Source organism: Brachybacterium alimentarium (genome assembly GCF_002332425.1).
Classification (GTDB): domain Bacteria; phylum Actinomycetota; class Actinomycetes; order Actinomycetales; family Dermabacteraceae; genus Brachybacterium; species Brachybacterium alimentarium.
In genome coordinates this window covers 126,528-152,607 of sequence record NZ_NRGS01000005.1, presented here as the reverse complement: position 1 = coordinate 152,607, position 26,080 = coordinate 126,528, and the positions used below count along the sequence as shown (strand labels likewise).

24 protein-coding genes and 1 tRNA gene are annotated in these 26,080 nt (G+C 71.8%); 9 read left to right on the top strand and 16 right to left on the bottom strand.

All coding sequences use genetic code 11. The annotated features are described in order from the left end of the window. Positions 1 to 30 precede the first annotated feature (30 nt). Positions 31 to 104 (bottom strand) — tRNA-Leu (locus CIK71_RS03945). A gap of 74 nt (positions 105 to 178) precedes the next feature. Between CIK71_RS03945 and CIK71_RS03940 the strand changes: the two genes are divergently transcribed. Together CIK71_RS03940 and CIK71_RS03935 are read left to right on the top strand one after the other, a co-directional pair. After that, positions 179 to 2,341 carry a helicase-associated domain-containing protein gene (locus tag CIK71_RS03940; protein ID WP_096164222.1) on the top strand — a complete coding sequence of 721 codons (2,163 nt, stop codon included), beginning with the start codon at positions 179 to 181 and terminating at the stop codon, positions 2,339 to 2,341. 174 nt (positions 2,342 to 2,515) lie between these two features. Then, positions 2,516 to 2,812 carry a hypothetical protein gene (locus tag CIK71_RS03935; RefSeq protein ID WP_096163875.1) on the top strand — a complete coding sequence of 99 codons (297 nt, stop codon included), beginning with the start codon at positions 2,516 to 2,518 and terminating at the stop codon, positions 2,810 to 2,812. A gap of 125 nt (positions 2,813 to 2,937) precedes the next feature. Here the strand turns inward: CIK71_RS03935 and gndA are convergent, their stop codons facing one another. Then, complete coding sequence (gndA, locus tag CIK71_RS03930) at positions 2,938 to 4,398, bottom strand: NADP-dependent phosphogluconate dehydrogenase (RefSeq protein WP_096163874.1); 1,461 nt, start codon at positions 4,396 to 4,398, stop codon at positions 2,938 to 2,940. A gap of 334 nt (positions 4,399 to 4,732) precedes the next feature. On the opposite strand from gndA, the gene CIK71_RS03925 reads away from it, so the two are divergent. The 5 genes from CIK71_RS03925 to CIK71_RS03905 all read left to right on the top strand — a co-directional run bounded on the left by CIK71_RS03925 (position 4,733) and on the right by CIK71_RS03905 (position 10,383). Further along, entirely contained in the window at positions 4,733 to 5,701 is a 969-nt protein-coding gene (locus CIK71_RS03925) for a hypothetical protein (protein ID WP_245857280.1), read from the top strand. A gap of 95 nt (positions 5,702 to 5,796) precedes the next feature. Continuing rightward, complete coding sequence (locus CIK71_RS03920; RefSeq protein WP_096163873.1) at positions 5,797 to 7,452, top strand: DNA repair helicase XPB; 1,656 nt, start codon at positions 5,797 to 5,799, stop codon at positions 7,450 to 7,452. An 80-nt stretch (positions 7,453 to 7,532) separates the two neighbouring features. Continuing rightward, positions 7,533 to 8,036, top strand: a complete 504-nt coding sequence (locus CIK71_RS03915; RefSeq protein ID WP_096163872.1) for a LapA family protein — start codon at positions 7,533 to 7,535, stop codon at positions 8,034 to 8,036. Between the two features lie 54 nt (positions 8,037 to 8,090). Continuing rightward, on the top strand, positions 8,091 to 8,810 hold the full coding sequence (locus CIK71_RS03910) for a response regulator transcription factor (RefSeq protein WP_096163871.1): 720 nt from the start codon (positions 8,091 to 8,093) through the stop codon (positions 8,808 to 8,810). Positions 8,811 to 8,814: 4 nt separating this feature from the next. Further along, on the top strand, positions 8,815 to 10,383 hold the full coding sequence (locus tag CIK71_RS03905; protein ID WP_096163870.1) for a sensor histidine kinase: 1,569 nt from the start codon (positions 8,815 to 8,817) through the stop codon (positions 10,381 to 10,383). A 63-nt stretch (positions 10,384 to 10,446) separates the two neighbouring features. Here the strand turns inward: CIK71_RS03905 and CIK71_RS03900 are convergent, their stop codons facing one another. The 14 genes from CIK71_RS03900 to CIK71_RS03835 all read right to left on the bottom strand — a co-directional run bounded on the left by CIK71_RS03900 (position 10,447) and on the right by CIK71_RS03835 (position 23,750). Further along, a complete protein-coding gene (locus CIK71_RS03900) occupies positions 10,447 to 11,004 on the bottom strand; it encodes a DUF4031 domain-containing protein (RefSeq protein ID WP_096163869.1) in 558 nt (185 codons plus the stop codon). After that, positions 11,001 to 12,473, bottom strand: coding sequence for a DUF418 domain-containing protein (locus CIK71_RS03895; RefSeq protein ID WP_241964033.1), 1,473 nt, complete (start codon positions 12,471 to 12,473; stop codon positions 11,001 to 11,003). The genes CIK71_RS03900 and CIK71_RS03895 overlap by 4 nt, the downstream gene beginning before the upstream one ends. Further along, positions 12,428 to 13,480, bottom strand: coding sequence for a ribonuclease HI family protein (locus tag CIK71_RS03890; RefSeq protein ID WP_096163867.1), 1,053 nt, complete (start codon positions 13,478 to 13,480; stop codon positions 12,428 to 12,430). Before CIK71_RS03890 ends, CIK71_RS03895 begins: the two co-directional genes overlap by 46 nt. 89 nt (positions 13,481 to 13,569) lie before the next feature. Continuing rightward, positions 13,570 to 14,604 (bottom strand): alcohol dehydrogenase catalytic domain-containing protein, encoded by a 1,035-nt coding sequence (locus CIK71_RS03885; protein WP_096163866.1) that lies wholly within the window; start codon positions 14,602 to 14,604, stop codon positions 13,570 to 13,572. A 67-nt stretch (positions 14,605 to 14,671) separates the two neighbouring features. Then, on the bottom strand, positions 14,672 to 14,974 hold the full coding sequence (locus CIK71_RS03880; protein WP_141393688.1) for a hypothetical protein: 303 nt from the start codon (positions 14,972 to 14,974) through the stop codon (positions 14,672 to 14,674). Beyond that, positions 14,968 to 15,402: a hypothetical protein gene (locus CIK71_RS03875; RefSeq protein ID WP_096163864.1), complete on the bottom strand. Its 435-nt coding sequence runs from the start codon at positions 15,400 to 15,402 to the stop codon at positions 14,968 to 14,970. Before CIK71_RS03875 ends, CIK71_RS03880 begins: the two co-directional genes overlap by 7 nt. Next, positions 15,399 to 16,349, bottom strand: coding sequence for an ATP-binding cassette domain-containing protein (locus CIK71_RS03870; RefSeq protein WP_096163863.1), 951 nt, complete (start codon positions 16,347 to 16,349; stop codon positions 15,399 to 15,401). The genes CIK71_RS03875 and CIK71_RS03870 overlap by 4 nt, the downstream gene beginning before the upstream one ends. Further along, positions 16,346 to 17,068 (bottom strand): hypothetical protein, encoded by a 723-nt coding sequence (locus tag CIK71_RS03865; protein ID WP_096163862.1) that lies wholly within the window; start codon positions 17,066 to 17,068, stop codon positions 16,346 to 16,348. Before CIK71_RS03865 ends, CIK71_RS03870 begins: the two co-directional genes overlap by 4 nt. Further along, positions 17,065 to 18,072, bottom strand: a complete 1,008-nt coding sequence (locus CIK71_RS03860; protein ID WP_176485529.1) for an ABC transporter ATP-binding protein — start codon at positions 18,070 to 18,072, stop codon at positions 17,065 to 17,067. Before CIK71_RS03860 ends, CIK71_RS03865 begins: the two co-directional genes overlap by 4 nt. After that, positions 18,069 to 18,449 (bottom strand): GntR family transcriptional regulator, encoded by a 381-nt coding sequence (locus CIK71_RS03855; protein ID WP_096163861.1) that lies wholly within the window; start codon positions 18,447 to 18,449, stop codon positions 18,069 to 18,071. Before CIK71_RS03855 ends, CIK71_RS03860 begins: the two co-directional genes overlap by 4 nt. Positions 18,450 to 18,612: 163 nt before the next feature. Continuing rightward, complete coding sequence (locus tag CIK71_RS03850; protein ID WP_096163860.1) at positions 18,613 to 19,737, bottom strand: GNAT family N-acetyltransferase; 1,125 nt, start codon at positions 19,735 to 19,737, stop codon at positions 18,613 to 18,615. Between the two features lie 5 nt (positions 19,738 to 19,742). After that, a complete protein-coding gene (locus CIK71_RS03845; protein ID WP_096163859.1) occupies positions 19,743 to 20,504 on the bottom strand; it encodes a class I SAM-dependent DNA methyltransferase in 762 nt (253 codons plus the stop codon). Positions 20,505 to 20,636: 132 nt separating this feature from the next. Beyond that, positions 20,637 to 22,592 (bottom strand): glycoside hydrolase family 2 protein, encoded by a 1,956-nt coding sequence (locus tag CIK71_RS03840; protein ID WP_096163858.1) that lies wholly within the window; start codon positions 22,590 to 22,592, stop codon positions 20,637 to 20,639. 123 nt (positions 22,593 to 22,715) lie between these two features. After that, positions 22,716 to 23,750, bottom strand: coding sequence for a LacI family DNA-binding transcriptional regulator (locus tag CIK71_RS03835; protein ID WP_096163857.1), 1,035 nt, complete (start codon positions 23,748 to 23,750; stop codon positions 22,716 to 22,718). 281 nt (positions 23,751 to 24,031) lie between these two features. On the opposite strand from CIK71_RS03835, the gene CIK71_RS03830 reads away from it, so the two are divergent. After that, positions 24,032 to 25,597, top strand: a complete 1,566-nt coding sequence (locus CIK71_RS03830) for a DEAD/DEAH box helicase (RefSeq protein ID WP_096163856.1) — start codon at positions 24,032 to 24,034, stop codon at positions 25,595 to 25,597. Continuing rightward, complete coding sequence (locus tag CIK71_RS03825) at positions 25,594 to 26,037, top strand: rhodanese-like domain-containing protein (protein ID WP_096163855.1); 444 nt, start codon at positions 25,594 to 25,596, stop codon at positions 26,035 to 26,037. Before CIK71_RS03830 ends, CIK71_RS03825 begins: the two co-directional genes overlap by 4 nt. Positions 26,038 to 26,080 lie beyond the last annotated feature (43 nt).

Genomic DNA, 26,080 nt, shown 5'->3' with positions numbered 1-26,080 from the left:
GTGGCCGAGATGCCGCCGTCCTCGCATCCGTGCCCCCAGCGGGACTCGAACCCGCACTGCGCCGCTTTTAAGGCGGCCGCCTCTGCCGATTGGGCTATAGGGGCATGCCGGGAAGGTGCCGCCCGGGCATGACCCGTGGTCCCTCGTCCGGCGCGCCCACTCTATGCTGGATCCCATCATGACCGCTGTGATCCGGTCCCTCGCGGACTCCCTGCGACGGTTCGGCGACGACCGGCTGGAGGCCCTGCTCGTCGCCCGACCGGATCTCGTCTCGCCCCTTCCCAAGGGACTCGGCCCCCTCGCGGCCCGCGCCGCCGGCGCCACGTCCGCCCGTCGGGCTCTGCACGCGCTCACGCTGCCCGAGCTGCATCTGGTGGAGTCGCTCGCCGTGCTCGAGGACGGCGCCTCGCCTGCGGCGCTCGCCGCCTCCGTCTCCTCGGACCCCGCGACCATCGGTCCCTCCCTCGAGCGTCTCACCACGCTCGCGATCGTGTGGGGAGAGGACGAGCTGCACCTGGTCCGCCCGCTGCGCGAGAGCCTCCGCGCCCCCGCCGGCCTCGCCCCCTCCTCGCCCGACGATCCCGCTCCCGAGCAGGCGGAGCGGCGGGTCAGCACCGCCCGGGAGACCATGGCCGAGGCACTCGACGCTCTCACCTGGGGGCCTGCCGTCGTCGAGGGGCACGGACGCCTGGCCACCGCGCTCCGGGAGGCGGGCATCGTGGTGGCCGACGGCGACGGCGGGCTGCGGATCCCCCGGACCGTGCACCTCGCCCTGCGCGGTGGTCGGGTGCGGCGCGGGTTCGCCGCGCAGCGCCCCTCCCCCGAAGGCACCGAGCTCTCCGAACGGATCCCCGGCTCCCGCACCGCCCAGGCCGTCGAGCGGGCCTTCGAGTCGCTGCGTCTGCTGGGCACCGTGCGGAGCTTCGACGACGATCCCCCCGGCGTGCTGCGCAGGGGCGGCCTCCCCCAGCGCGACCTGCGGCGCCTCGCTGATCGTGCGGGGGTCTCCGTCCCGGCCTACGCGACCGTGCTGCAGTCCGCCTGGCAGGCCGGCCTGATCGGCCACGACGGGCAGGAATGGCACCCGACCCGCGACTGGGACGCGCACCGGGTCCAGGGCGCCGAGGAGCGCTGGGCCGAGCTGGTGCTGGCCTGGGCGCTGGGCCATCACCTCGCCGCCGTCGTCGGCACGCCCGACGCCACCGGCACCGGGCGATCGCTGCTGTCGGACCTCACCCGGCGCGATGGGGTGCGCACGCGGCGCGGCAGCCTGCTGCGCACCCTGCGCACCAGCCCGGGCATCGACGCCACCACCCGGTCGCTCTCCCTCTGCCTGGCATGGGCCTTCCCGCTCGTCCCCGCCGACGTCATCGAGGAGGAGTCGTCCGCCCTGCTCACCGAGGGCGCGGCTCTCGGAGTGCTCCACGGCGGCGCCCTGACGGGCCTCGGCCAGGAGCTCGTGCTCGCTCTGGACGAGGACGTCACCCAGGCCGATGCCCGCCTGGCCGGGGCCCTGCGCGAGGCCGCGCCCCCACCGGTCGAGGAGGTGCTGCTGGACGCCGACCTCACCGTCGTGATCCCCGGCCGGCCCGCCGAGCGGCTTCTGCCCCTGCTGGACTGGGGCGAGGTGGTCTCCCGCGGAGGCGCCTTGACCCTGCGTCTGACCACGGCGTCCGTGCGCCGGGCGCTGGGCAGCGGGCGCGATGCGGAGGCGCTCCTGCTCCTGCTCGAGGAGACGTCGCGCTCCCCGATCCCGCAGGGCCTCACCTATCTGCTGCGCGATGAGCAGCGCCGCCACGGCCGCGTCCAGGTCTCCCGGGCGACCACCGTGCTGACCGCCGAGGCCGAGGTCCTGGACCTGCTCCAGGTCGCGCCCGAGGCCTCTGCGCTCTCCCTGCACCGCCTGGCCCCCACGGTCGCGGTGACGCTCTCGGATCCGGGCTTCGCCCTGCAGATCTCCCGCCAGGCGGGTCTCGCGCCCCAGGCCGTGGGGCCGGACGGGCGCACCGTCGGGCCCGAGGTCTCCCATTCGCTGCCCGGTGGCCCGGTCGATCCCGATCTCGTCACCGTCGGCGGCCCTGAGCTGGCGCTTCCGCCCGCCCAGGCAGTGACCAGGATCCGCGCCGCCGAGGACGGCGCCGTCGATCTCTCCGTCACCGACCGGCTGCTCGAGGCGATCGCGCAGGAGGCGGAGATCCCGCTCGGCATCGTGGACGGCCGCGGCGGCGTGGTCGTGAAGCGCGCGCGTCCCCTCTCCCTCGAGGGCGGGCGGCTGCGGGCACGGGAGGCCGGGAGCGACGAGGAGTTCACGGTGCTCGTGCACCGGGTGACCCTGGGCTGATCCAGGCTGCTCCCGCCGGCACGTCCCCCGATGAAGGATGGGGAGTGCTCCCCATCGCTTCTCAGCGGGCTCCCAAGGTTATGATGTCTCCGCCGTAGCGCAGGTCACCCCCTGCGCCGAGGCCGACAGCCAGATCAGTCACCGACCCGCAGGAACCTCGAAGGGACCACCACCATGACCGACCCGAACTTCGCCGCTGCCGCACCCGCCGGCGGCGCTCCCGTCAGCAAGACCAAGTGGATCGTCCAGCTGGTCGTCTCCGTGCTGTGCCTGGGCAACATCGTCACGCTGATCCTCGCGATCCTCGGCCTGGTGAAGGCCGATACCGATCTCGAGACCGCGAACAAGTACTACAAGTGGGGCTGGATCGCGTACGTGATCTTCCTGGTGCTGTGGATCATCGGCATCATCCTCTACTTCGTCTTCGTCGCCTCCGTGGTCGCCAACTCCGGCTCCTACGAGACGTACTGAGCACGAGTCGGCGCCTCTCCGCGTCGACGCTCCACGACGAAAGGCCCGGACCTCGCGGTCCGGGCCTTTCGTCATCCAGGAGGCCGGGAGGACGCGCCGCAGTGCGACGCATCCTCCCGCAAGGATCAGTCCTGCTTGGTCTCGCGACGATCCTCGGACCACTCCACGTGGAAGGTGCCCTCGGCGTCGACGCGCTGGTAGGTGTGCGCACCGAAGTAGTCGCGCTGGGCCTGGACCAGGGCGGCGGGCAGGCGCTCGGCGCGCACCGCGTCGTAGTACGACAGGGTCGAGGAGAACACCGGCACCGGGTACCCGCTCGCGGCGGCGAAGGCCACCACGCGACGCCATGCCGGGATGCACTTGGCGATCTCGGTGGTGAAGTACTCGTCGCTCAGCAGCAGCGGCAGCTTCGCGTCGCGCTCGTAGGCCTCGGTGATGCGGTTCAGGAAGCGGGCGCGGATGATGCAGCCTCCGCGCCAGATCCGGGCCATCGCCCCGAGATCGATGTCCCAGTCGTACTCCTCGGCGCCCGCGGCGATCTCGTCGAAGCCCTGCGAGTACGAGACCAGCTTCGCGGCGTAGAGCGCCTTCTGCAGGTCGTCGATGAACTGGGCCCCGTCGGCGATCTCGAGGGACTGCGCCTCGGCGGGCAGCACCTTGCGGCCGGCCTCGCGCTGCGGCGTGGAGCCGGAGACCGAGCGGGCGAAGGTGGCCTCGGCGATGCCCGTGACCGGGACGCCGAGGTCCAGGGCCGTCTGCACGGTCCAGGCTCCGGTGCCCTTCTGGGCCGCGCGGTCGAGGATGACGTCGACGAACGGCTTGCCGGTCTCGACGTCGGTGTGGTGGAGCACCTCAGCGGTGATCTCGATGAGGAAGGACTCCAGGTCGCCCTTGTTCCACTCGGCGAACACGTCGCCGATCTCGCCGGCGTTCTTGCCGAGCGCCTTGGACATGAGGTCGTAGGCCTCGGAGATGACCTGCATGTCGGCGTACTCGATGCCGTTGTGGACCATCTTCACGAAGTGGCCGGCGCCGTCGGCACCGACGTGGGTGCAGCAGGGATCGCCGTCGACGTGGGCGGAGATCTTCTCGAACATGGGGCCGAGCCGGTCGTAGGACTCCTTGGTGCCGCCGGGCATGATCGAGGGGCCGTTCAGGGCGCCCTCCTCACCGCCGGAGACGCCGGAGCCCACGAAGTGCAGGCCCTTCTCGCGCAGCGCGGCCTCGCGACGACGGGTGTCGCCGAACAGGGCGTTGCCCGCGTCGACGATGATGTCGCCCTCGTCCATCAGACCGGCCAGCTCGTCGATCACGGCGTCGGTGGGCTTGCCCGCCTTGACCATGATGATCGCGACGCGCGGCTTCTGCAGCGAGGCGACGAAATCTGCCATGGACTCCGACGGGTAGAACTCGCCGTCGGCTCCGTGATCGGCGATGACCTTCTCGGTCTTGCCGACGCTGCGGTTGTGGATCGCGACCTTGAAGCCGTTGCGGGCGAAGTTGCGGGCCAGGTTGGAGCCCATCACCGCCATTCCGGTGACACCGATGTCGGCGACATCAGCGGGGGACGGAGCAAAGCTAGCCATGGGTTCTCCTCAGATCAGGTGACTGTCGAGCCGGGCCGGGGCGCAGCGCCGAGACGCTCGGCGGACGGCGGGCCCGGTCCATCAGGCCCCATTCTAGTGACCTGCGGGCGCGGGCGGCCGAGCGTGCCAGCGCTTGCCTCAGGAGTCACGTTCTGCGAGTCGTGTTCCCCACGGCCGGAGCCGCCGTGAGCACGCTCGATCACCCTCGACGTGCGGAGGTGGACTCTCCGACCTACGTCGACTGCGACGAGCAGCGCCGGCGCGGTACCGTGAACGCGTCCAGCAGGGGCGACCTTCCCCTTCCACCGGCGTCCCGACCGCGAGAGAGAGCCACATGATGAGTCTTCCCCCGCACGATCCCTTCGCCCAGCCGTCACCCGGCACCGGACCGGCCGGGCAGCCGTCGGCCCAGGACCCCTCGCAGGACGGGTGGGGCCAGCCCGCCCCGCAGGCACCCTCACAGGGCGGATGGGGTCAGCCGTCGGCCCAGGAGCCGGCGCCGCACGGACCCGGTCAGCCTGCGGCCCCTGGGTCCGCTCCGAACGCGAACGCCCCCTGGGGCCAGGCCCCGGCCCCGGCGGCCGGTGGCCCCGTCTCCGGCCCCGCTCCGGGATCTGACCTGGGCGCCGATCTGGGCGGAGCGCTCCAGTTCGCCGGCAACGCTCTGCTGCGCAACCCGGTCGCCTTCCTCATCGCCGGGCTGATCTACAGCGTCGTGGCGTTCGTGCTGATCGCCGCCGCGATGGGTGTGGGCTTCGTCGTCATGATCCCGCAGCTCGAGCAGACCGCGCCCTCCGACACCGCGGACCTGGGCGCGATCCTCACCTTCTACGGCATCGTCCTGGTCGGCGCCCTCCTGACCGTTCCGGTCACGCTGCTCTGGCAGACGGGCTCCGCGCGCGCCGGAGGACTGATCCTCGACGGCGGACGCCCGAGCATCGGCCAGGCGATGGCGGGCCCGATGCGCATCTTCCTCACGGCGCTGCTCGTGGGAGTGATCATCGTGGTCGGCACGATCCTGCTCTACATCCCCGGGCTCATCGCCACCGTCATGCTCATGTTCGCGATCCCGGCCGCAGTGCGCGGCGCGTCCCCGGGTGCCGCGATCAAGGAGAGCTTCACGCTCGCGAAGAACAACCTCGGCACCACGATCGTCACGTATCTCGTGCTCACCGTGATCACCTCGGTCGCCAGCATGCTCGTGATCACGGTCATCGCCCTGGTCCCCTTCGCCGTCCTGCTCCAGCTCGGCATGTACGAGCGGCTGAGCGGACGCGCGCTGCCCGAGCCCGCGCGCGTCTGAGCCGCGCCGACCCTCGCGCGAGGGGCCGATGGGGAGAGTCCCGACTCACCCCGTCGGCCCCTCTGCTGTTCCCGCTGCGCGCGTAGCCTGAGGGGATGACCGACGGTTCCCTCATCGTCCAGAGCGACAAGTCCCTCCTGCTCGAGGTGGGGCATCCGCAGGCGCAGGCCGCACGCGCCTCGATCGCCGCCTTCGCCGAGCTCGAACGCGCCCCCGAGCACGTCCACACCTATCGCATCACCGATCTGGGACTGTGGAACGCGCGCGCCGCCGGCTACGACGCCGAATCCGTGGTCGCCGCCCTCGTGGACAACTCGCGCTACCCGGTCCCCCACTCGCTGCTCATCGACGTCGCGGACACGATGGACCGCTACGGGCGTCTGCAGCTGCAGTCCCATCCCACCCACGGTCTCGTGCTGCACGCCCTGGACACGGCCGTGCTCGAAGAGGTCTCCCGCGCCAAGCGCATCCAGGGCATGCTCGGCGCCCGGATCGACGAGGCGACGGTCATCGTGCACCCCTCGGAGCGCGGCGCGCTGAAGCAGGCGCTGCTCAAGCTCGGCTGGCCGGCCGAGGACCAGGCCGGCTATGTCGACGGCGAGGCCCACGCCATCTCGCTGCGCGAGGACGACTGGTCCCTGCGCCCCTATCAGCAGGAGGCGGTGGACGGCTTCCGCCACGGCGGCAGCGGCGTGGTCGTGCTGCCCTGCGGGGCCGGCAAGACCCTCGTGGGCGCCGGCGCGATGGCCGCGATGCAGCGCACCACCTTGATCCTGGTGACCTCCACGGTCTCGGCCCGGCAGTGGAAGAGCGAGCTGCTGCGCCGCACCTCCCTCACCGAGGACGAGATCGGCGAGTACTCCGGCGCCACCAAGGAGATCCGACCGGTCACGATCGCGACCTACCAGGTCCTCACCATGAAGAGGAAGGGCGTCCATCCGCACCTGGAGCTGATGAGCGCCCGCGACTGGGGCCTGATCGTGTACGACGAGGTGCATCTGCTGCCCGCGCCCGTCTTCCGCATGACAGCGGATCTGCAGGCGCGGCGACGCCTGGGCCTGACCGCGACGCTCGTGCGCGAGGACGGCCGCGAGGGCGAGGTCTTCTCCCTGATCGGCCCGAAGCGCTACGACGCCCCCTGGAAGGACATCGAGACGCAGGGCTACATCGCGCCAGCGGTCTGCACCGAGATCCGGGTGGCGATGCCCTCCGCAGATCGCATGACCTACGCCATGGCCGAGGCCACCGATCGTCACCGGCTCGGCGCCGCACATCCTGCGAAGCTCGACGTGGTCGAGAGGATCGCGGAGCGCCACCCGGGCGAGCCGATGCTCGTGATCGGCCAGTACATCGACCAGCTCGAGGAGCTCGCAGCGCATCTGGACGCGGATCTCATCACCGGCCAGACCCCGGTGCGCCGCCGGCAGGAGCTGTTCGACGCCTTCCGCAGCGGGACGATCACGCGCCTGGTGGTCTCCAAGGTCGCGAACTTCTCGATCGACCTCCCCGAGGCGTCGGTCGCCGTACAGGTCAGCGGCGCATTCGGCTCCCGTCAGGAGGAGGCGCAGAGGCTGGGACGGCTGCTGCGTCCGAAGGCCGACGGGCGCTCCGCACACTTCTACACGGTCGTCATGCGCGACACCCAGGACCAGGACTTCGCCGCCCACCGCCAGCGCTTCCTGGCCGAGCAGGGCTACGCCTACACGATCCTGGACGCCGACCAGCTCGGCGCCGCGGCCGACGCAGGCTGAGCAGCGCGCCCCGAGTCATCCCGGGCCTCCACGCCCTACAGTGGTGCGCACATCACTTCCTCCTGAGGAGAGCACCTCTGATGACACAGCCTTCTGACGACTCCACCCGCCCCGAGGCCGCCCGCACCCCGCAGGACGCGCCCCTCCCGCCGGAGTCCCCCGCTCCCGGGCGCGCTCCCGAGCCGGCGCCCCGTGGCGCCGGCACCACCGCCGAGCGCCCCGCCGACGCCACCGCACCCACGGGCCAGGAGCCCGCGGGCACGCGCCGCAAGGACTCCCCCCCCACCCCGCCCGCCGAGGCCCCCAAGAGCGGCGGACGCACGGCCATGCTATGGATCTCCCTGATCCTCGGTGCGATCGTGCTGGTGCTGCTGCTGATCTTCGTGATCCAGAACAGCCAGAAGGCGAGCTTCGAGTACTTCTCCGCGACGTTCGATCTGCCTCTCGGGGTCGCGATGCTCCTGGCGGCGATTGCCGGCGCTCTGGTCATGGCGCTCGTGGGCTCGGTGCGGATGGCGCAGATGAGCTGGACCATCCGCAAGATGCGCAAGCAGCAGGAGAAGATCCAGCGCGCCGCGCGCTGAACGCTTACAGCCGACGTTCAGCCGATTCCCACTCGCGAGGAGCACGGTGGCACCATGAACACGACTGCAGATCAGGAATTCGAGGCCCGCTTGCTCGTCGTCGACGACGAGCCGAACATCCGTGACCTCCTCGCGACCTCGCTGCGCTTCGCCGGTTTCGAGGTCTTCACGGCCTCGACCGGCAACGAGGCGATCCGCGAGGCCACCGAGCATCAGCCCGACCTCGTGGTGCTCGACGTAATGCTCCCGGACATGGACGGCTTCACCGTGACCCGTCGTCTGCGCGATCGCGGCGAGCAGTACCCGATCCTGTTCCTCACCGCGCGCGACGAGACCCAGGACAAGGTCGCCGGTCTCACCGTCGGCGGCGACGACTACGTCACCAAGCCCTTCAGCCTGGAAGAGGTCGTCGCCCGGATCCGGGCCGTGCTGCGCCGCACCCACGGCGGCCACGACGCCGCGGTGGACAGCTCCCTCGTGGTGGGCGATCTGCGCCTGGACGAGGACTCCCACGAGGTCTACCGCGCCGACGTGACGATCGAGCTGTCCCCCACCGAGTTCAAGCTGCTGCGCTACCTCATGCTCAACGCCGGTCGCGTGGTCTCCAAGACCCAGATCCTGGACCACGTGTGGGACTACGACTGGTCCGGTGAGGTCGGCATCGTGGAGTCCTACATCTCCTACCTGCGCCGCAAGATCGACGTGATCGGCGAGCCGATGATCCACACCAAGCGCGGCATCGGCTACGTGCTGCGCGCCGCCGAGAGCCACTGACGATTTGGCGCTGCCGACCCTGCGCACAGAACGGCCCGTGTCCCTGTGGACCCGGATCGTCGCGCTCATCTCCCTGCTGCTGGTCGTCGGCGTCGTCATCACCGGAAGCCTCTCGCTCTTCCTGCTCAACCGCACGCTGATCGAGTCGGTCGACAACAACCTGTACGCGAGCACCGGCGAGATGCTCACGCTCGCGCAGCACCAGCTGGCCGACGACAGCGACACGACGGCCTCGACCGCGTACACCCCGGTGGAGTACGCGGTCGAGATCCGCGACGACAGCGACCAGATCATCCACCACGACGTCAACGCGACCACCGAGCTGACCTTCCCGGACCTGTCCGATGACCAGATCATCGCGCGCGGGGGCAAGCCCTTCACGATCCTGGACTCCTCCGAGAGCCGGTGGCGTGTGGTCGCGATGGTCAACACCGGCCCGGACGGCGGCAGCGTGTACGTCGCCCTCCCCCTGGCCGGGGTGGATCGCACGATGCACGAGATGGCGCTGGTCATCGTCCTGGTCGGGACTCTCGTGGTGCTCATGGGCATGGGCCTGGGCGGCTACATGACCCACCGCTCCCTCGAGCCCCTGCAGGATGTCGAGGCCACGGCCTCCCAGATCGCCGGCGGTGACCTCTCCCGCCGTGTGCCGGTCACGTACACCAGCCTGGAAGTGCATGCCCTCGCGCTGTCGCTGAACGAGATGCTGGTGCGCATCGAGCAGTCCTTCGCCGCGCAGTCCGCGTCCGAGGAGCATGCGACGCGCTCCGAGGCGAGGATGCGGCGCTTCGTGGGCGACGCCTCCCATGAGCTGCGCACTCCCCTGGCCGCGATCCGCGGTTTCGGCGAGCTGTATCGGATGGGTGCGCTGGGGACCGACGAGGACGTCGCCTCGGCGATGCGTCGCATCGAGGACGAGGCCCGACGGATGGGGTCGCTGGTGGAGAACCTGCTGCGCCTGGCACGCCTGGACGAGAACCCCGATCTGGCCCTCGAGCCGGTGGATCTCACCGATGCCCTCTTCGACGCCGCTCAGGACCTGCGGGCCCTGGACCCGGACCGCCAGGTCATGGTGGTCTCGCTCTCCGGGACCCCGGTCTCGGTGCAGCCCCACCTGTCGATCGGCGTGCTGGGCGATGAGGCCTCGCTGCGCCAGGTGATCCTGAACCTGGTGGGCAACGCGAACCGCCACACCCCCAAGGGCTCCCCGGTCGAGATCGCCGTGGGCTACACCGCGGAGAGCACCGTGCGGGTGGAGATCCGTGACCACGGTCCCGGCATCGACGACGACCAGCGCGAGAAGGTCTTCGAGCGCTTCTACCGCACCGACGCCTCCCGGGCGCGCTCGGCGACGCAGGGCGGCGGCGCGGGTCTCGGCCTGTCGATCGCGGCGACCATCGTCCAGCAGCACCGCGGCGACATCGGCGTCACCGAGACCCCCGGCGGCGGGTCCACCTTCTGGGTCGAGCTGCCGAGGGCCGAGGTCGATGAGGAGCATCGTGTCGAGCCTGATCAGCTGCACGCCCTGACCAGCCCGGACTCGCCGACGGGGCCCTCGAGCCCGGCCACCTGATCCGGCGGGCTCGACGAGTTCGGCGCGTTCGACGGGCTCGGCGCGTTCGGGGAGTTCGACGGGTCAGCTGCCGTCCACCAGCACCTGCCCCCTGAAGCCCGCCTGCCCGGCCGCGCGGGAGAGGTTGTCCAGGTGGTCCAGCAGCTGCTCGGCGGCACGCAGGCCCGCCTCGTCGTGCGCTTCGATCCGGGGCGGGGCCGACGGATCGTCACGAGTCATCCGGAATGCGCCGGGCAGAGCGTCCTGCGCCGAGGGCAGCGGGTCGACATGGCCGCTCAGCCCCACGATCAGGTCCCTCGGCACGGGAGTGAGCCCCAGCTGCGCGGCGTGGTCCGCGCTGCGCCGAGCACGGGCACCTGCGCGGTCGCGCAGTCGGACCCGCAGGCCGGAGCGGATGAGGATCCGCGTGAGTTCCCCGGCGTCGATGAAGCGCACTCCGGCCGCCTCGAGGCCGGGGCGAGCTCGCTCCGGCCAGTCGTAGTGGTCCAGGTCGAAGGAGCGCGGGGGCAGCCCTGCCCGGGCCGCCGTGCTGTGCAGCTCGGCGAGCGAGGTGTCGGAGATCAGATGGCCCCAGACCATGCCGTGGCGCGGCCACCTGGGCGTATCGGCGTAGACGGTCATGGACGAGCTCCCGGTCGAGAGGATCGTGCGGAGGGTGAGAAGCGCGAGGATCGTGCGGAGGGCGAGGATCGCGGAGATCCTAGGGAGCGCAGGGTGCGCGGGGATCGATCGGTCCTCGGCGATCGCGATGTGCTCGATCCTGCCAGACGGCGCAGCACGACCTCGAGCGGGCCTCGCCGGCCGCGACGGCGCAGGGCCTGCGCGAGCAGGATCATCACCAGCCAGGTCGCCACCATGAGCGCCGCGGCACCGGCGCTGCCGAGCCGCGCGCCCAGATCCAGGGTGTACGGAGGGAAGAGGGCGTGGGCCACGAGCGACTGGCCCACGTAGGCGCTCAGCGAGACCGCGCCGAGCGCCTCGATCCCTCGCACGGCCGCGACGACGACCCTCGGGGCCGATCCCCCGTCGGCCGCGTCGCGTCGGAGGGCGGCCCCACCGGATGCGTGACCGGCTGCGTGACCGGATGCGTCGTGCGGGGCGACGGTCCCGTCGGCCGACTGGGTCTGCCGACGCACCCGCTCGGCGAGCAGTGCCAGCGCTGCGGCGAAGCCCAGGGCTCCGATCAGGCCCGTGTACTGGTGCACCACCCCGATGGAGCCGAGCAGGAGCACCGCGTCCAGGACCCGGTGAGCGGGGTCGAGGGCGAGCACTGCGGCCAGGGGCACCGCTCCGAGCAGTCCGATCCCGAGCCCCCAGCGGGCGATGGGGACCAGCAGGTCACGGTTCGCGACGACCTCCTCGAGCATCCGCAGCCGAGCGGCGATCACCCCGATCGCCATCGGCGAGAGCAGACCGATGTCGTCGATCAGGACGGTGGCGACGTCGGCCCCCGCCTGCTCGGTGCGCAGGCGCAGAGCGGTGACGTAGTCGGGTGCGGCGGCCGAGGCGTAGCCGTCGCCCCCGAACAGACCTATCGTGCCGTCGGCCCATCCCCACACGCCGAGCGCGGGAAGGGCGGCGATCGCGACCACGGGCATCACGGCGCGGTGCCGTGTCACGAGCACCGCGCAGAGCATGCCCACCATCGCGTAGGCCACGATGATGTCGCCGCTGAACAGCAGGATCGCGTGGGCCAGTCCGATCGCGAGCAGCACCACGTGGCGCCGCAGCATGCGCAGGATGAAGCGGCCCGCGCTCTCGCCCCGTTCGCGGGAGCGGCGGTGCAGGATCCCGATGCCGTAGCCGAACAGCATCGCGAACAGCGGGAAGCCGCGGTTGTCGATGGTCAGGGCGAGGAGCACGTCCACCACACGATCCAGCACGGTGGCGTCCTGCTGCTTGAGCAGAACGGTCCAGGTCGAGCCGTGCAGCCAGCCGACGGTGTTGGCGAGTGCGATCCCGAGCAGGGCGAGGCCCCGCGCGAGATCCGGGCCTCCCGCGCGGTCGCTCAGCGGCACCGATCCGCCGCCCGCGACCAGGGACATCAGGCCCTGTCGGCCGGGGTGCCCTGGTGGTGACGCAGCAGCCACCGCCCCTTCTCCTGCACCCACAGCGAGCTGCGGTGCACGAGGCCGTCGGCCGAGCTGGTCGAATACTGCAACAGCACCACACCGGGGGCGATCTCGTCGGCCACGAACTCGGACGCGTCGACGCCGCGCAGCGGGGCGAGGTGGGCGAGGATCTCGTCGCGGTCGTAGCGGCGTCCGCTGGAGCCGGTCTCGGTGAAGTCCGCGTGCAGCAGCTCGGCGGCGCTCGGGGCATCGGCGCGCAACGCATCACTGAGCAGGGCGAGCTCGCGGGCGGTGATCTGCTCGAAGTCGGTGGCCCCGGGGGCGTCCTCGGTGAGCACCGTGTCTTCCGCCGCGGTGCTGCAGGTGGCCGGGGCGGGGTCGCCCGCGTCCTGGCCGAAGAGGCTGAAGAGGTCATCCTCCGGGGGCGCGAGGGGCCGATCGGCGGTGGAGGCGGCCTCCGATGTGGATGACGGACCCGCCGAGGTCGAGGTCGGGGGCGCCGCCGGAGCCAAGGTCGGGGCCGTGCGGGGGTTCGCCGCCTCCGAGGAACCTGCGGAGCCGCCCCGGTATCCCGGGCCGACCTGGGGATCCTGCTTCTTGGAGTAGGCGGTCGCGGCGGCGTTGGCGCGCACGTCGGCGGCCTCGTTCATCGCATGGCCGGAGTGGCCCTTGACCCATTCGAACTCGACGCTGCGGTCGACGAGGGCGCGGTCGATGGCCTGCAGCAGCTCGACGTTCATGACGGGCTTGCCGTCCTTCTTGCGCCAGCCCTTGCGCTTCCAGCCCGGCATCCACTTGGTCACGGAGTTGATGACGTACTGGCTGTCACACAGGATCAGCAAGTGCTGGTCGGCGTCGACGGCGGTGGCCTCGAGCAGGTCGAGCACCGCCTTGAGCTCGCCCATGTTGTTGGTGCCATGGGGCCAGCCGCCCGCGCGCCAGGTGTTCTCGTCGATGTACCAGGCCCAGCCGGCCGGGCCGGGATTGCCCAGGGCGGAGCCGTCGGCAGCAGCAGTGATGGTCATGGGCCCAATCGTTCCACAGGCGGCGGACCTCCCCAGCCGCAGCGGGCCCGCACGCGGCGCGATGCGGGGTTCCTCTCGCCGCGTCGCGGTCAGCGCACCCGGGCGACGGTCATCCCTGCGGTGGCGGGCGGATGGTCCATGGCGAGCATCGCATCGGGCAGGTCCTCGACGGCGAGGAGTCTGCCGACGACGGCTCTCAGGTCGAGGCGTCCGCTCGCGATATCGGCCAACAGGTCCCGGTACTCGGAGACGGCCAGGCCGTGGCTGCCCAGGATCTGCAGCTCCTGGCCGATCACCTGACCCATCGGCAGGGAGGGGTCGGCGTCCTCGCCCAGCAGGAGCCCCACCTGGACGTGGCGACCGCGCGGCCGCAGCGACGCGATCGCGGCACGGGCCGTGCCCGCGGACCCTAGTGCGTCGAGGGTGACGTGGGCGCCGCCTCCCGTCGCCTCGCGGACGCGGTCGACGATGTCCGTGCCAGAGACCAGAGGCGTCGCGCCGAGCTCGGCCGCCGCCGCCAAGGCGCTGTCGGAGACGTCGATCGCGATGACGTCGGCGCCTGCCGCGAGCGCGACCATCACGCAGGCGAGGCCGAGCCCGCCGCAGCCGAACACGGCGACCTTCTCCCCGACGGCGACCCGCGCCTGCGTGCGCACCGCGTGATAGGCGGTGCCGACGCGGCAGCCGAGCCCCGCCGCACGGACCATGTCGATCTCTTCCGGCAGAGTGACGAGGTTGTGGTCCGCTTCGATGACCAGCACCTTCTCCGCCCAGGAGCCGGGGAGGTCGAAGCCGGGCTGGCGCTGTCCCGGGCAGACCTGGGGTGCTCCGGCGAGGCACTCCTCGCAGCGGCCGCAGGCGAGGATGAAGGGGGCCGTGACCCGGTCCCCCGGCGCGAAGCCGGTGACGTCCGCGCCGACCTGCTCGACGATGCCCGCGAACTCGTGCCCGGGGACGTGGGGCAGCTGGACGGAGTCGTCATGGCCCTGCCAGGCGTGCCAGTCGCTGCGGCACACTCCGGTCGCGTGCACCGCGACGACCGCGCCGCGCGGCGGGCACACGGGATCAGGCATGTCGACCAGAACGGGTCGGTCACGGAACTCGTCGTAACGCACAGCTCTCATGAGTCCATCCTCGCGCACAGCCGTCGCTCGATGCTCCGCCGATCAGGCCGGACGCTCGAGCCGTTTCTCAGGCGGCCTGCGCCCAGGCCCGCGATCGCCACCGCAGGACGAGGAGCCCGGCCCCGAACACCGCAGCCCCGGCCAGGACCGCCGGATACTCCTGCGCCGGCCCCGCCACGGGTTCCCGACCCAGCAGCGCCCCGAGGGCGAGGGGCAGCATCCTCACCCCGAAGGTCACGGCCGTCACCACGACGTACATGCCGAGGTAGGAGACCAGCGCTCGTGCCCACATCGCCGTGGACGCGTCGTGCAGGGCGTCCCGCCCCACCCAGATGTGCGACCACACAGCCGCCGACGCCCAGATCACCACGTCCTGCCAGTACGCGAGGGTCGGGACCGGCAGCGAGAGACCGCCCGCGCTGACCCGTCCGAGCGTCGCCGGATCACCCCTCCGCCCTGCGGGCCGACGAGGATCACCACGGCAGCGGCGAGCAGGAGCCCCAGCTGCGTGAAGAGCACGACGCGCACCCGGGCCCTCACCCGGGCGGCCCGTGAGATGCCGAGCGTCCCGCTCAGCCATCCCTCTCGAGCGGGGTCTCGCGGGGCGGCGGCGACGGGCACGGAGACGGCCAGCAGGATCAGCACGTTCCCCAGTCGTGCGAACTGTCCGATCGCAGCGAGAAGGAGGAGGGCGGCGACCACACCGCTCCCCCAGAGCAGCGGCCGCTGGAGGGTCAGCTCCAGGCGGAGGGCGCGGTCGCGCGGTGCCGTCGACGGTCTGCCCAACGTCGCGCTCATCGGCGGACCTCCCCGATGGCGCGCCCGGCACAGGCCGCGAGGGTCAGGCCCACGAGATCGGGGAGGTCGGGTTCGCGCAGAGCAGTCCCCGGTGCCAGGCCGACGGAGTCGTCGGTCGCGATCAGCGCCTCGGCGGCGCCGCTGCGCCCGAGCGGACGCGCCCCCAGCGGGATCTGCGGAGCGCCGGCGGGGTAGGTCGCCACGACGTGGGCCTCCAGGAGCTCGTCGACGTCGCCCTCGAGCACCGTGCGGCCCTCGTGCAGCACCACGAGATGGTCGACGAAGCAGTCCATCCCCTCGAGGTCATGCGTCGAGAGCAGGACGGAGCGGGAGTCGTCGTCGGCCAGCCGATCGCGCAGCAGATCCACCAGGGTGCTGCGGGCCAGAGGGTCGAGCCGGGTGAGCGGTTCATCCAGCACGAGCAGCCGTGGATCGGTGGCGAGCGCTGCGGCCACCGCGAACGCGGTCGCCTGCCCGGCGGAGAGCGAGCCGATCATGGCCCGCGGGCGGATCCCGGACGCCTGCAGCATCCGCGGGAAGAGGCTGGTGTCGAAGGGGTCACCCAGGCAGCGTCGCAGCGCGATGACGTCCTGCGCGGTCCACTCCTCGGGGAGCACCGGGGCGTCGGGCACGACGCCGACGCCTTCGGGGCAGGCCCGATCGGCAGGGCCGACGGTGCGACCGAGCACCTCGATCGATCCGGCAGCCGGCCGCAGGGCCCCGGTGAGGGCTCGCAGCACGGTCGTCTTGCCGGCTCCGTTGGTGCCCACCAGTGCGGTGACCTGTCCTCGGGGCGCGGTGAAGCTGATGTCGTGGAGGGCTGGGGTCGGTGCCCGGTAGCGGCTGCGGGGATGGGGGATGTCCACGGCCAGCTGCTGGACCCGGATGGCCGGGGCGACGGGGCACTGCGGCTCCACGGGACGGCCGGAAGGCTCGGGGCGGATCATGCTGCGGCCCGCATCCGTGTGGCCGCACCGGAGTCGAGCACGTCGCTCCAGGCGCGTACGCGGCGGCGCAGCACCAGCAGGAGAACAGCGCCGACCACGATCACCCCCGCCCCCATCACGAGGGAGGGCACGGCAGGACTGCCGGAGAGCTCGAGCATGCTCAGGGGCAGCCCGACGAGCATGGCGCTGAGCAGACCGGCGCCGAGGTAGACGATGATGCTCAGCACGGCCATCGAGCGGGCCGGCCGGTGGGTGGTGCAGTCGCCGCCGACGACGATCGCGGTGAGCAGCAGGACGACGGCGGCCTGTCCCGTGCCGACCAGGACGAGCAGGCTCTCGGAGAGGCCGGGCGGCCCCGACAGGGTGAACGTGGCGCCGGGCCGCACGGTCGTCCCGAGGTCCAGTGCCGGAGCGATGAGCAGCCAGAGCGCCGAGGTGAGCAGGAGGACCATCGTCTCGACGCCGATCAGCGCCACGCGTCCGCGCACCCGGTCCGCCCGGGAGAGGCCGAGACTCGCCCTCAGCTCCGCGCGCTCGATGGTGTCCGCGCGCCCATAGCGATACCAGGCCAGAGCGGCCCAGAACGGAAGCACCGTCATCAGACCGTCGGTGATCACGACGGCGACCACGACGCTCAGCACGCACAGGGCCATGGTGAGCCCGAAGCGGCCGCTGTTCAGGCGGGCCTCCATGACGAGGGCTCGTCGGATCGAGATCATGCCGTTCCCCTCCTCGAGGTGGTGGCCGTGGAGGATGCACGGTCCGGTGGACTCGCGGCCCGCAGCCAGTGCGTCACCAGCTCACTCATCCCCGGGCGCCGCAGGTGCGCTCCGGGCGGCAGCCCGGCGGCCCCGTCGAGGTGCACGAGGCCACGCGTCGTGTCGCCCGTGGTGACGGGCCCGATCAGCGGCTCGAGACCGTGAGCGTCATCGGAGGTGTTGCCGGTGCCGGCCTGCTCGAGCACGAGGAACTCGTCGCGCAGCGTCTCCACATCGCCTTCGAGCGCCGTCCGCCCCTGCGCGAGCACCACGAGATGGTCCACGAAGCGGTCCATCCCTTCGAGGTCATGGGTCGACAGCAGGATGGTGCGATCACCGAGCGCCATCAGGTCACGCAGCTCGTCGACCAGCTCGATGCGTGCCAGCGGATCCAGGCGGGCGAAGGGCTCGTCGAGGATCAGCAGACGGGGATCCTGGGCCAGGGCCGCGGCGATCGTGAGCTGGGTGAGCTGGCCTCGGGAGAAGCCGCTGAGAGGCCTGTCGACCGGAACACGATGATCCGTGAGATAGGCGTCGAAGCGCGCGTGGTCGAAGCGCGCAGCCGTGGCGCTGTGCGCTCGCGCGACCTGGCGCGCGGTCCAGCGCGGCGGGTAGGCGGGGGCATCCGGAACGACGGCGACACCGCTCGGCATCGCGACGCGGGCAGGCCCCATCTCGGTGCCGAGCACCTCGAGACGTCCGGCCGAGAAGGGCAGGGCGCCGATCAGCGTGCGCAGCGTGGTGGTCTTGCCGGCGCCGTTATGCCCGACGAGCGCGGTGACCTGCCCGGTCGGCACGCTCAGGCTGAGCTCGTGCACGGCCCGCAGCGGTGCTGAGTACGGGCGGCCGAGAGACGGCAGCTGCACGGACAGCTCCTCGGCTCGGACCGCGTCAGACGGGGTCTCGTCCGCGCCGAGCGCGAGTGGATCCAGGCCGCCGTGCGGCTCTGGGGGCATCGTGCTCATCGGTCCTCCTCCTCGAGGGCATGGGCCAGGCGCTCGTGCAGCTCGTCGGCGTCGATCCCGGCGGTGCGAGCGGTTCGGGCGACCTCGGCGAGCGCGCCGTCGATGCGGTCGAGGGCTCGGTTGCGCAGCTGCTCGGGCTGCTGCGCGCGGACGAAGACTCCCTTGCCGCGCACGGCGTCGACCAGCCCGTCGGCCACCAGCTCGTTGTAGGCGCGCGTGGTCGTGATGACACTGACCCGCAGGTCACGGGCGAGGGTCCGGATCGAGGGCAGGGCCTCTCCGGGGGCGAGGCCCCCTCGCAGGATCATCTCGGCGAGGCGGGCTCGAATCTGCTCGTAGATCGGCTCGGGGTCGGAGGGGTCGAGCGGGATGTGCATGCGCACCACTCCTCCGAGCGTTCACGTCGACCGAACCGACTGCCTCTACTGTTCATATTCACTATGGACAGTAGAGGCGGAGGGTGTCAAGGCTCGATGATGAGCATCGGGGGTGCCGGAGGGCGCCGGCCGGCACTTGCGGGCGCTGACGGGCACTGACGGGTCAGGCGACCGGCTTCTCGTAGGTCCCGTGGACGTGCTCGCGCACGAAGCCGAGGGCGTCGTAGAGACGGGTCGCGCCGGTGAGCGAGTCGGCGTCGACCTCCAGCTCGGCCGTCACGTACCCCGCCCGGGCCGCCGCGCGCAGCGAGCGGGCGATCACGGCGCGGGCGATGCCTCGGCCCCTCGCTGCAGGGCGCGTGCCCACCAGGGCGATGTGCAGCACGCCGGGCTTGTCCTCCGAGGTGATCACGTAGCCGAGCACGGTCCCGTCGGCGTCCGTCGCGATGCTCGAGAGCTCACGACGCGAGGTGTGGGAGGACCACCACACGCTCCAGCGCTCCGCGGTCACCGGGGCCGAGCCCCAGTGATCGGCGAAGGCGTCGAGATGGGCGAGACGAGTGGCCTCCTCGTCCGTCTCGGACGGGGCGCTCACCTGGACGCCGGCGAGGTCGATCTCCGGGATCTCCGTTCCGGGCAGTCTCCGCACCATGGTCAGCCAGCTGCGAGCCCGCCGGTAGCCGCGCTGCGCGAGGAGCGGACGCACATCGGCCCCGCCGGTCAGCGGAGCATCCGCCGAGGTGCCATCCGCGGGGTCCCGGCCCCCGGGGGACCGGAAGACCGCGGTCTCGAGGCCCGGATGGCGCTCGGCGGCGAGCTGCGCGGCGCGGGCCTCGGCCCACTCGAACAGCTCCGTGCCCAGGCCCTGCCGGCGGCGGGTCGGGTCGACCGCCCCCATCAGCTGACAGCGCACCCGTCCCTCACGGTCGGTGGCGGTCGAGACGTCGACGGCGCCGAACGCCACGAGGTCCTCACCGTCGCGCACGGCCAGGGTGTCCAGGGCCAGGTCGAGGCCGGGCATGGTGAGCCACTCGCGGATGCTGGGCTCCTCGGCCGGTTCATCGCCGTCGTCCGCCGCGTCCACGCGGTTCATGAGCGCGGTGAGCGCGGGGACGTCCTCGACGCTGAGCGGGCTCCGGGTCAGGGGGTCCCGAGAGGCCTGGGCCGTCGGAACGGCAGGGGTGCTCCTGTCGGACTGGCTGGACTGGTCGGTCTGGCCGGTCTGGTTGGTCTGGTCGGACTGGCTGGTCAGGCCGGTCTGGTCGGTGGGGGCGGTGCGCGGGGCCATGGACGTCACCGGTCCAGTGTAGGGAGCCGGTAGACGCTCACGTGGCTGCGGGACTCCCCCGTGAACTCCGTGCGGTCCCAGTCCGCCCAGCGGTCCTCGAGGGTGAAACCGGCCAGCTGCGCCATGAGGTCGAGCTCGGAGGGCCAGATGTAGCGCTGCGGGGTGCGATCCATGCGCGCCTCGCGGGAGCCGTCCACCGGCGCGTCGAAGCGCACGTGATGGGAGACCAGGATCTGACGGAGCGTGTCGTACGTGTCCACCAGGAGATAGCCGGGCTCCGTGCGCTCGAGGGTGCCTCCCGTGCCCGGGGTGAGCGAGCGGAGGTCGGGCACGCCCAGCTCGATCACGAAGCAGCCTCCCGGCGCGAGATGCCGCGCGGCGTTGCGGAAGCACTCGACCTGCTGCTCCTGGGTGAGCAGGTTCCCGATCGTGTTGAACACGAGGTAGACGAGGGAGAACCCCTCCCCCGCCGTCGTGGTGGTCATGTCGCCGTGCACGACGGGGACCTGCTGTGCGTCGACCTTCTCCCGCAGCCGGGCGACCATCGCCTCGGACAGCTCGATGCCGGTGACCGCGATCCCGGCCTCCCGCAGCGGGATCGCGACACGGCCGGTGCCGATCGCGAGCTCGAGGGCGCGGCCGCCGTCGGCGAGCGACGAGAGGAGTTCGACCGTCGGCCCCAGCACCTCGGGAGCGAACATGCCCTCACCGGGGGTGTCGTACTCGGCGGCGGCATGCGCATCCCACAGGCGTGACTGATCGACCATGCCCACATCCTGACGCAGGCCGCCCGGGGCGTCACGGGATTATCCGTGGCGTCCCGGGCGGCTCGTCGGCTCAGCGGCTCGTCGGCCCGTCAGCTCAGCAGCTCGACCCAGCCGTTCAGCGTCTCTTCGGGGTCAGGCCTCCCGCTCGTAGGCGGCGGTCTTCTCCTGCACGGACCGCAGGCGGGCGAGGTCCAGCTTGCGGCCGCGCTCGAAGTCGACGATGCCGTTCTTCTCCTGGAACACGTCGGTCATCTGGGTGTAGCAGTAGGCGAACATCAGCGGGTCCTCGAGCAGCACCCGGGTCAGCCCCTCGAAGCGCGTGTAGAGCTCCTCCTCGCTGCGGATCCGTTCGCCGTAGCCCCAGGACTCGGCGGCGTTGTTGCCGGCGCGGGCCGCCTCCTCGGCCTCTTCGGCCTCCTTCCGGTTCCACCAGATGCCGCCGTACTCGGAGACGAAATAGGGCTGACCGGCGTAGGGCAGGGAGAAGGCGCCGTCGGCGAAGGGCATCTCGTCCGGGCCCAGGTCGCGCCGGTTGGCGAAGGGTTCGCCGTCGGCGAGACCGGACTGCTCGACGCGGAAGCGCTCGGGGTCCTGCTCGTAGGAGTGGGAGTCGTAGACGTCGGCTCCGCGCACCCGGTGCGAGTACCCGGAGGTGTCGAGCACGGGACGGGTGGGATCAGCGAGCTTGGTCGCGTCGTACATCGCCTGGGTGACCACGTCGAGCTGGGTGATCCGGTCGTGGATCACCTGGTGGGTCTCGTTGAGCGGGCACCAGCCGATGATCGAGGGATGGTTGAGGTCGCGCTTCACGGCCTCGACCCACTGGCCGACGAAAGCTGCGGTGGGCTGCTGGTTGTCCCCCGTGGGCCCGAACCCGGAGACGCCCCAGTCCCCGAACTCGCCCCAGGTGAGATAGCCGTGCAGATCCGCCCAGAACAGCATGCGCTGCTCGAAGACCTTCTGGTGCAGTCGTGCCCCGTTGAAGCCGGCCTCGAGGGCGAGACGGATGTCGGTCGTGATCGCGCCGTCGGTCGGGGAGGTCATGAACGACTCCTCCCAGTAGCCCTGGTCGAGGACCAGGCGCTGGAAGACCTTCTCCCCGTTGATCCGGAACTCGTGGTCGCGCAGCGACGTCGAGCGCAGGCCCGCATAGGAGCGCACCTCATCGAGCACGGCACCGTCGGCGCCGAGCAGACGCACGCTCAGGGCGTAGAGCTCAGGAGCTCCGGGGCCCCACACGCGCACCGCGTCCTCGGGGATCGCGAGCTCGAGGTGCGGGGCCAGGTCCAGATCGGCGCGCACCTGCGCGCGCGCCACCTCCGCGCCGCCCGGCACGGAGGCGACGACCTCGAGGCGGGTGCCCGCGGTGGTGCGGGCCAGGGGCACATCGAGCGCGAAGGACCGTCCGGCGAGGGAGGGCAGGATCCGCAGCGAGCGGATCTCGTCGGCCGGGACGCCCTCGAGCCACACGCTCTGCCAGATGCCGGTGGTGCGGTGATAGTTCGCGGCCGTGGGCGTGAAGTCGTGGGACTGCTTGCCGCGAGCCTGCGGGACACCGTGAGGGTCGCGGGCCCGCACCGTGATCTCGACCTCCGCGCCGGGGCCGACGCCGTCGACGACGGAGAGGTCCGCGGAGAACGGGGTGAAGCCGCCACGGTGCCGCGCGACCTCGACGCCGTCGGCCCAGACGGTCGCATCGTGGTCCACGGCCTCGAAGTGCAGGATCGGGCGCAGGCCCTCCCAATCGGCCGGGACGGTCACGGTGCGGCGATACCAGACGGCCTCGAGGTAGTCGCGGTTGCCGATCCCGGAGGCGGCGGTCTCCGGGGCGAAGGGCACGAGGATCTCGGAGTCGAGCCGGCGCTCGAGCAGTCCCCGCTCACGGCCCGAATCGCCCTGATCGATCTCGAACGCCCAGGGGCCGTTGAGGGTGAGCCAGGCGGGACGGTGCAGCTGGGGGCGCGGGTGCTCGGGGCGCGGCACGTCGGTCACGGCCGACAGCGGCGGATCCAGCTGTGCGGCGAGCTCGTCGGCGCGGGAGAACAGGGAGCTCAGGTGCTCCGGAAGGTCAGGATTCTGGGCGTTCACGAACGGCTCCTGGGATCAGTGGTGCTCGGCGCTGAGTCACCGGCGCCGCGGGGCGCCGGCAGGTTCTGTCGGGAGCCAGTCAAGCGCACCGGGCCCCAAATTGCAACGTGGGAAATCCGTTCGTCAGACCGCGGCGCTCTCCGCGTCGACGGGCCGGGTGCTCGCGCGCTGCACCAGGCGATGCGCGATCACGTTCTCCGCGCCGGCGGTCCGGCTGCGCTCGACGCCGTCGATCGCGGCATCGAGGGCGGCGGCGATCAGGGCATCGAGGTCAGGGGCGATGGTGGTGAGCGCGGGCATGGTCCAGGCCGCCTCGGCGACGTCGTCCCAGCCCACGACGGCGACGTCCTCGGGCACCCGCAGCCCGTGCTCCCGCAGGGCGGCGAGCGCACCGATCGCCATCAGGTCGTTGCCGGCCACCACGGCGTCGATCTCGATCCCGGCCTCGAGCGTGCGACGGACCTCCTCGCATCCCTCCTCCCGGGTCCAGGAGGTGGCGCTGCGGAGCAGGTCCGGATCCTGCGGGAGGCCCGCGGCGCGGCTCGCTTCCTGGAATCCCGCGAGACGGTCGGCGCCGGTCGAACGCGCAGCGCTGTCGGCACCGAGGAACAGCAGCCGTCGGTGGCCGGTCGCGACGAGATGGCGCACCACGTCCCCGGCGGAGCCGACGTTGTCGATCGCCACGTGCACCACGCCCTGGGCGGCGGTGAGGGTCTCCCCCAGCAGCACCACGGGCGGGCCGGAGCGCCGTTCCAGCAGGTCTGCGGGCTCGAGCGCGGTGGGCGAGATGACCACCGCATCGACCGGACGGGCCGTGCGGCCGTGCACGTGGGCGCGCTCCACCTGGGGGCTGTGCAGGGACACCTCGACGCTCACGGTGTACCCCCGCTCGCGTGCGGCCGCCTGCATCCGCTCGGCCAGACGGGCGAAGTAGGGATTCTGCAGCTCGGGGACCACCAGGGCGATCGAGCGGGTGGGGCCGCCGCGCAGCTCGCGGCCGACGTGGTTGGGCACGTACCCGAGCTCGTCGATCGCGGCCAGGACCTTCTCCCGGGTGTCGGCCCGCACGACGGGGCGCTCGTTGACGACGTTCGAGACGGTCTTCCAGGAGACGCCCGCATGCTGTGCGACGTCCTTGATGCTCACCCTGCGAGCCATCTCGTGCCCCTTCCCTGCGGTCCTCCGACGGCCGTGGAGGTTCTCACGTGGGGACACTACCGGCCCTGCACGGCGCGCAGCGTCAGGTGTTTCTCACATCCCCGGCCCTGATCATTCCCCCTGGACAGCAGCAGGTCTAGCGTGGGTCCTGCGTGCCGTCATCCCGCCGCGGCACAGGTCCCACTTCTGGTGGTGACTGCGCAGCGTCCGACGCGCTGCCACGGCAGTGCTCCGGCACATGACGCATCGGGCGGGATCTGCATCTTCAGAACGGAACATCCGTGACCTCCCCCGATTTCGCACGCCTCGGCGTGCCCTCTGTCCTGGTCGAGGCGCTCGCGCCCCAGGGCATCACCCAGCCCACCCCCATCCAGGCCGCGACGCTGCCGGACTCCCTGTCCGGGCGCGACGTCCTGGGTCGTGGCCGCACCGGCTCGGGCAAGACCTACGCCTTCCTGCTGCCCCTGGTGGCGCGCCTGATCGCCGAGCCGCGCCGTCGCGTGGCGCGTCGGCCCCGCTCTCTCATCCTCGCCCCCACGCGCGAGCTCGCCTCGCAGCTCGCTGACTCGCTCAAGCCGCTCGAGGCGGCCGCGGGACTGCGCAGCGCCGTCGTCTTCGGCGGGGTGGGCCAGAACCCGCAGGTGAAGGCTCTCGCCGGCGGTATCGACGTGCTCGTCGCGTGCCCCGGCCGACTCCTGGACCTCATGGGCCAGGGGCATGCCGACCTCGGCGGCATCGAGGTCACCGTCATCGACGAGGCCGACCACATGGCCGACATGGGCTTCCTGCCGATGGTCCGCAAGATCCTCGACAAGACGCCGCCCAAGGGTCAGCGGATGCTGTTCTCCGCGACCCTCGACTCGGGCGTGAACAAGCTCGTCAAGCAGTTCCTGCACGAGCCCGTCACCCACTCGGCGGACCCGGCTTCGAGCCCCGTCGGCACCATGGAGCACCACGTGCTCGAGGTGGAGCCCGCGGCACGCTTCGACGTGCTGCGCGATCTCGCCGCCGCCCCCGGACGCACCATCATGTTCACGCGCACCAAGTACGGCGCGAAGAACCTCGCCCGCAAGCTCAGCGCTCGCGGGGTGGACGCCGTCGATCTGCACGGCAACCTCTCGCAGAACGCGCGCACCCGGAACCTCGAGGCCTTCGGCACCGGCGAGGCCACCACGATGGTCTGCACCGACATCGCCGCCCGCGGCATCCACGTGGACGAAGTGGCCCTCGTGGTCCATGCCGATCCGCCCGTCGAGCACAAGGCGTACCTGCACCGCTCCGGTCGCACCGCCCGCGCGGGCGAGTCCGGCACCGTGATCACGGTCCAGACCCCGGAGCAGAAGCGCGACGTGAGCGATCTGATGCGCAAGGCCGGCATCAAGCCCACCGTCCACCCGCAGGTGAACCCCGCCTCCACCGTGCTCACGCAGCTCGCCCCCGGTGAGCGCACCGAGATGCACGAGCCGCGCACGGCCGATCCGGTCGAGCGGCCCGAGCGCTCCGCCGGCCGCGGTGGCCAGGGCGGTCGCGGTGGTCAGGGCTCCGGTCGCGGTGGCCAGGGCGGTCGCGGTGGCCAGGGCTCCGGCCGTGGCGGTCAGGGTGGCCAGGGCTCCGGCCGTGGCGGTCAAGGAGGCCGTGGTGGTCAGGGCGGTCGTGGCGGCCAGGGCGGTCGTGGCGGCCAGGGCTCCGGCGAACAGGGCCAGCGCTCCGGCGGCGGTCGTCGCGGAGGCCAGGGCGGCGGCCGTCGTGAGGCTGCTCCGGCGCGCTACTCGACGAGCTCCGAGGGGTCGCGCGGCGGCGACAGCGTCAGCGGCCTCGCCGCGTTCTCCTCGGGTCGCAGCCGATGAGCGAGGCCGGCGCCGGACGGCGCCGGGCCGACTCGCCCGCCCAGCACAGCATCGACGAGATCCTCGCCGCCTCCCGTGCGGGAGTGGAGAGGGTGGAACCGGCCGCGCTGCCCGCACTGATCGAGCAGGGCGCACACGTGATCGACATCCGACCGGTGACCATGCGGGAGCCCGAGGGACACATCCCCGGCGCCACCGTGATCGACCGCCTGGTGCTCGAGTGGCGCCTGGACCCGAGCAGCGCAGACCGCATGAGCGAGGGTCCGGAGCACGAGGACCTGGTCATCGTGGTCTGCAACGAGGGGTACTACTCCTCGCTCGCCGCTCGTGACCTGCGCGATCTCGGATTCCACCGAGCCACCGATCTGATCGGCGGCTTCCGCGCCTACGCCGGGGCCGAGCAGCCCGTCGCCGTGGAGCCCACGCGCTCCGTGCGCTGACCCCTCCTACGGCGAACTGATCGGGCCCGGCACCTCAGGTGCC

Excerpts from the sequence above, each read along its gene's own strand:
- CIK71_RS03940 (WP_096164222.1), top strand. The coding sequence starts at position 179 with ATGACCGCTGTGATCCGGTCCCTCGCGGACTCCCTGCGACGGTTCGGC.
- CIK71_RS03935 (WP_096163875.1), top strand. The coding sequence starts at position 2,516 with ATGACCGACCCGAACTTCGCCGCTGCCGCACCCGCCGGCGGCGCTCCC.
- gndA (WP_096163874.1), bottom strand. The coding sequence starts at position 4,398 with ATGGCTAGCTTTGCTCCGTCCCCCGCTGATGTCGCCGACATCGGTGTC.
- CIK71_RS03925 (WP_245857280.1), top strand. The coding sequence starts at position 4,733 with ATGATGAGTCTTCCCCCGCACGATCCCTTCGCCCAGCCGTCACCCGGC.
- CIK71_RS03920 (WP_096163873.1), top strand. The coding sequence starts at position 5,797 with ATGACCGACGGTTCCCTCATCGTCCAGAGCGACAAGTCCCTCCTGCTC.
- CIK71_RS03915 (WP_096163872.1), top strand. The coding sequence starts at position 7,533 with ATGACACAGCCTTCTGACGACTCCACCCGCCCCGAGGCCGCCCGCACC.
- CIK71_RS03910 (WP_096163871.1), top strand. The coding sequence starts at position 8,091 with ATGAACACGACTGCAGATCAGGAATTCGAGGCCCGCTTGCTCGTCGTC.
- CIK71_RS03900 (WP_096163869.1), bottom strand. The coding sequence starts at position 11,004 with ATGACCGTCTACGCCGATACGCCCAGGTGGCCGCGCCACGGCATGGTC.
- CIK71_RS03890 (WP_096163867.1), bottom strand. The coding sequence starts at position 13,480 with ATGACCATCACTGCTGCTGCCGACGGCTCCGCCCTGGGCAATCCCGGC.
- CIK71_RS03885 (WP_096163866.1), bottom strand. The coding sequence starts at position 14,604 with ATGAGAGCTGTGCGTTACGACGAGTTCCGTGACCGACCCGTTCTGGTC.
- CIK71_RS03875 (WP_096163864.1), bottom strand. The coding sequence starts at position 15,402 with ATGAGCGCGACGTTGGGCAGACCGTCGACGGCACCGCGCGACCGCGCC.
- CIK71_RS03870 (WP_096163863.1), bottom strand. The coding sequence starts at position 16,349 with ATGATCCGCCCCGAGCCTTCCGGCCGTCCCGTGGAGCCGCAGTGCCCC.
- CIK71_RS03865 (WP_096163862.1), bottom strand. The coding sequence starts at position 17,068 with ATGATCTCGATCCGACGAGCCCTCGTCATGGAGGCCCGCCTGAACAGC.
- CIK71_RS03860 (WP_176485529.1), bottom strand. The coding sequence starts at position 18,072 with ATGAGCACGATGCCCCCAGAGCCGCACGGCGGCCTGGATCCACTCGCG.
- CIK71_RS03855 (WP_096163861.1), bottom strand. The coding sequence starts at position 18,449 with ATGCACATCCCGCTCGACCCCTCCGACCCCGAGCCGATCTACGAGCAG.
- CIK71_RS03850 (WP_096163860.1), bottom strand. The coding sequence starts at position 19,737 with ATGGCCCCGCGCACCGCCCCCACCGACCAGACCGGCCTGACCAGCCAG.
- CIK71_RS03845 (WP_096163859.1), bottom strand. The coding sequence starts at position 20,504 with ATGGTCGATCAGTCACGCCTGTGGGATGCGCATGCCGCCGCCGAGTAC.
- CIK71_RS03835 (WP_096163857.1), bottom strand. The coding sequence starts at position 23,750 with ATGGCTCGCAGGGTGAGCATCAAGGACGTCGCACAGCATGCGGGCGTC.
- CIK71_RS03825 (WP_096163855.1), top strand. The coding sequence starts at position 25,594 with ATGAGCGAGGCCGGCGCCGGACGGCGCCGGGCCGACTCGCCCGCCCAG.